The organism is Streptomyces albidus (ex Kaewkla and Franco 2022), from assembly GCF_013870515.1.
Classification (GTDB): domain Bacteria; phylum Actinomycetota; class Actinomycetes; order Streptomycetales; family Streptomycetaceae; genus Streptomyces; species Streptomyces albidus.
In genome coordinates this window covers 1-4186 of the sequence record NZ_JACBXA010000366.1, presented here as the reverse complement: position 1 = coordinate 4186, position 4186 = coordinate 1, and the positions used below count along the sequence as shown (strand labels likewise).

General features: G+C 69.4%; 3 protein-coding genes. All 3 read right to left on the bottom strand.

Annotated elements, in window-relative coordinates; translation table 11 throughout:
- Positions 1–105 precede the first annotated feature (105 nt).
- On the bottom strand, positions 106–1671 hold the full coding sequence (locus H5J26_RS28920) for a M28 family peptidase (protein WP_309238105.1): 1566 nt from the start codon (positions 1669–1671) through the stop codon (positions 106–108).
- Positions 1672–1948: 277 nt separating this feature from the next.
- A complete protein-coding gene (locus H5J26_RS28915; RefSeq protein WP_181768924.1) occupies positions 1949–3115 on the bottom strand; it encodes an acyltransferase family protein in 1167 nt (388 codons plus the stop codon).
- Positions 3116–3514: 399 nt separating this feature from the next.
- Positions 3515–4186 (bottom strand): tetratricopeptide repeat protein (locus H5J26_RS28910; protein ID WP_181768923.1); only part of this gene is annotated, 672 nt, incomplete at its 5' end.

Below are 4186 nucleotides of genomic sequence, written 5' to 3'. Positions count from 1 at the left end.
CGGCCTGTACGCCGGTCAGGCCCCAGATCTGGGTGTTGACGATCGCGCGGGCGGGCACCGGCGGTACGGCGCCGCTCAATTGGAGCGGAGGGGCCGTGCCGGACGTCAGGGAAGGTCGCTGACGTCCCGTGAGTAGTGGCCCACGGCGTTGGCCATGACCTTGATGTTCAGGTCGAACGCCTTCTTGTCGATGTTGCGGAGGTCATCGCACTTCTGGTGGTAGCAGCCGTCGTACGCGGCACCTGCCTCGCCGCCCCACAGCTTCTGCTCCTCTGCGGACTTGATGCCTTCCGCACCGGTCTTGGAGCCGCCGGCCGGGATGCCCGCCTCGATGAAGGGGCCGTAGTCGGACCGGCCGTCGAAGTCGCTGCCGCGTGACTCCTCACCACGGGAGGCGATGAAGTCGACCATGTCGCGCTCGAGTTGGGCCGACCCCTCGGGACCGGGACCGGAGCCCTCGCCGTCGGAGTCGTCGCCGTCGTGAACGAACAGGCCGTAGTTGGGGGAGGCGATCATGTCGAAGTTGAGGTAGAGCGCGATCTTGTCCCGCTCGGCCTGGGGGAGTTCGGTGACGTAGTGCTCGGAACCGCGGAGACCGACCTCCTCCGCCGTCCACAGCGCGAAGCGCACCTTGTTGCCGTCGTGGTGCCTGGTGCCGCCCGCCTTGGCGAACTGGAGCGCCGTCTCGAGGATTCCGGCCGAGCCCGAGGCGTTGTCGTTCATGCCCGGGCCCTCGCTCACGGAGTCGAGGTGGGCGCCGAGCATCACCACGTTGTCCGCGTCGCCGCCGCGGGTCTCGGCGATGACGTTGGGAGTGCTGCGCTCCTCCTGGAACTCGCGCAACTCCACGTTCGCGGTGACCTTTTCCGACCCGGCCTGGGCCGCCAGCGCCTCGCCGTCCTTCTTGCTGACGCCGCCGGTCGGGATGCGTCCGTTGGCCGGGTCCTCGAGGGTGCCGCTGAGCTCGCCGTCCTCGTTGTTGTAGATCACCGCGGCGACGGCCCCCGCCTCGGCTGCCGCGGCCTGCTTCTCAGCGAAGGTGCAGCCGCCGCGCTGGATCAGTGCGATACGGCCCTTGAAGTCACCCGACTCGTAGTCCGCCGCCGTGCAGCCGGTGGTGCCGTCCTCGTCCGCCGGGACCGCTGCCAGGTCGGCTTCCGTGCCGCCCTCGGGGGTGCTCTTGGTGTACGTCATCACCTTGACGGGCACGTCGCGCTCGTCGGGCGTACGGATCGTCAGCTTCTCGGCGAGGGTCTCGCGGTAGATGAAGTCGAAGCTCTGGTAGGTGACTTCGTAACCCGCGGCCTTCAGCAGCGTGCCCGCGTACTTGGCGGACAGCTCGTGTCCGCGTGATCCGGCCGCCCGGTTGCCGTCGGCTACGTGCGCGATCGCCTGGAACGCCTTCATGTGCCGCATGGCGCCCTTGACGCCCGTTCGCTTGACCAGCTTTTTCGCCAACTGAGCGCCGTCCTCGGTGCGTTCACCGGCGGAGGCCTTGGACACGGACGTGGCCGAAGGGGCCTCGGCTGCGGCGGCGGGGGCGGCGGTGGCCGTGAGCAGAAGCGGCGTCGCGAGTACGGCGGCGGCCAGCGCGGCGAGAGACCGGTGTCTCCGTGCTCGGCGGGCTGCGCCGCCCACGGAGAGTGGGGCGGTGGGAAGCGGTACGTGCACTTCGGGGTCCTTCCGGTGCGAACGACGGTGGCGAGCGGCGCTGTTCGGCCTGATGTGCTCCGTGTCCGGGTTACGGACGCGCGCGTCGTACGGAAAGCTAGCGGGCCCGGGCCCCGCTGGGAACGTGTGTGCCGCGGTCTGCTTCCCGCGTCGGGTGAGCAGCAGGGGTGAGAACGCGAAAACTGAGGCCGGGACCGGCTTCGGTCCGGGCCTCAGTTGAGGTGCTTCGCCGCCCGGACCTCGAAATGCCTTGGCCCAGGCGGCGGTTCGTGTCGCGCTATTTGCTGTTCATCCGTCTGCGGGCGGCGTCGGCGGGATCGTGCCGGAACGCCCATGTCATCTTCGGCTCCATCGTGAAGCGGAACATCCGCTGCACGGGCGGCGTGCACAACAGCGTGATCAGGACGGCCCCGATGCACGTCACCCCGACGGCGCCCGCAGGCGTCTGCGTCCAGTCGGCGTCGTACCAGTCGCCGAAACGGGAGCCCTTGGCGAAGAACCCGTGCAGCAGGTAGCCGTAGAGCGTTCCGGCTCCCAGCGCCGTGAACCACATCTTGCGGCGGGGCACCCAGGCCAGGAAGCACGCCGTGAGCACCATCGAGCAGCCGAAGAGCGCCAGCGTCATGATGACGCCGACCCACCAGGGAGCGCCCATCTCCTGTGCGCTGTCGCGGTGGTAGAACCACACGGCGTTCATGCGCTCCACCGCCCAGTACGCGACGACCAGCGAGACCAGCGTCACGGGGATGGAGAGGAGCCGGGCAGAGCGACGCCGTACGAGGTCGAAGTGCTCGGGCTTGAGGAAGAGCCCGATGACGAAGAACGGCATGAACTGCAGGACGCGTTGGAGGTCCATGTCGTCGCCGATGTCGGGCGAGACGGAGGCCAGCACGGCGATGGCGAGGGAGAGGGCGACGGGCCAGCGCACCGTCTTCCACAGCGGCGTCGTCAGCCGCCAGATGAACAACGCGCCCAGGAACCAGGTCAGATACCAGGGATCGAGCAGGCTGATCGGCTGCTCCGGGTCGTCGTCGGCCCAGCGCTTGAAGAAGGTGTAGACGACCTCGAAGACGACGTACGGCACCGCGACGCCGGTCACCAGCCGCTTCAGCTGGTGGGGCTTGCCCTGGAAGCTGCGTGAGAAGTAGCCGGAGATGACCATGAACGCCGGCATGTGGAAGGTGTAGACGAAGATGTAGAGCGCGCCCGCGGCACGCGATCCGTCTCGCAGCGGCTCCCACGAGTGACCCAGCGCGACCAGCACGATCGCCAGGTACTTGGCGTTGTCGAAGTAGGGGTCGCGCTGCTTCTGCTTCTCGACCCTGACCGGAGCCGGGTCCTGCGCGTGGCGTTCGGCCGGAGGCGGCTCAGGGGGCTGCGCGGTCGGCGCGGCTGGCGGGAGCGGAGCGCGGGACGAATGGGGCTGTTCCAGTTGGCGGCTCACGGGACCTCCAAGGAAGGCCGTGAAGTGCGGGCAGCCCGAGCGGAGAAGGGGGAGGGCATCGGCATCACTGTAATAGTGCTGCTCAAGTGCGCCAACTCGCCGAGTAAAGCGCTGTGCTGACGGGCCGCCAGCTCGAACGGGCGACGTTCTTGACGCCTTCCGGGGGAATGATCGTCCGACCCGGGATTGTGCGAGACGCGGATGGGGAAGCCGCGTCTTATCCGGGCGGTGGGTGTGAGGCGCGGAGACCGCGCAGTGAGCGGAGTCATGGTTCACGCGTTCCCCGCTCGGCCGGGAATGTGCCCACCAGTTCGAGTCGGATGCGTCACTGATCGTCCGTGCCGGGCCGCTCGGCGCTCCCAACGGGCGGCCCGGCAGGCCTTGTTCGAGGCCTCCAGGTCAGGCGGCGACGGCCTCGGCGGTCTCCCGCGACGGCGCCATGCCCAGGTCCTCCAGGGCGTCCTGGACCAGGCGGCGCGCATGATGCAGCCCGAGGGCCTCCAAGTCCGCGCGCAGTTCGCCGAGTTCGGCGCGGGTACGGGCGGGCTCCCGGCCGAGACGGGCACGGGACTTGACGAGCCCGAGCCGGGACAGCGCCTCGCCACGCGGTTCTCCGAGCTGTGAGAACTCCTCCAGCGCCTGCTCGTAGAGCACCCTCGCCTCGGCGTAACGCCCGGCGCGGAAGAGGACGTTGGCACGCATCTTGTGGTTGTAGGCGAGCGCGCCCGCCAGGTCCATCGCGCGGCAGAGGGCTTCGGCATCCGTGAGCAGTGCGAGGGCGCGCTCCGTGTCGCCGTCCCGTACGGACACGATGTCGGCCATGCCGCGCAGCGCCCAGGCGCGGCCTCGCCAGTCGTCGGCCTGCTCGGCGATCCCGGCCGCCTCCTCGAACATCGCGAGGGCCGAGTCGTACGAGCCGGTGTTGCGCCGCATCTGTGCGATGCCCTCGAGCGCCCACACCGTGTGGCGGGCCTCGCCGCGCTCCCTGGCCTCGGCCAGCAGCTGTTCGTGGAGGGCGTCGACGGCCTCGTAGTCACCCTGGATGCGGCCCGTCTCGGCCAGTCCGGCGAG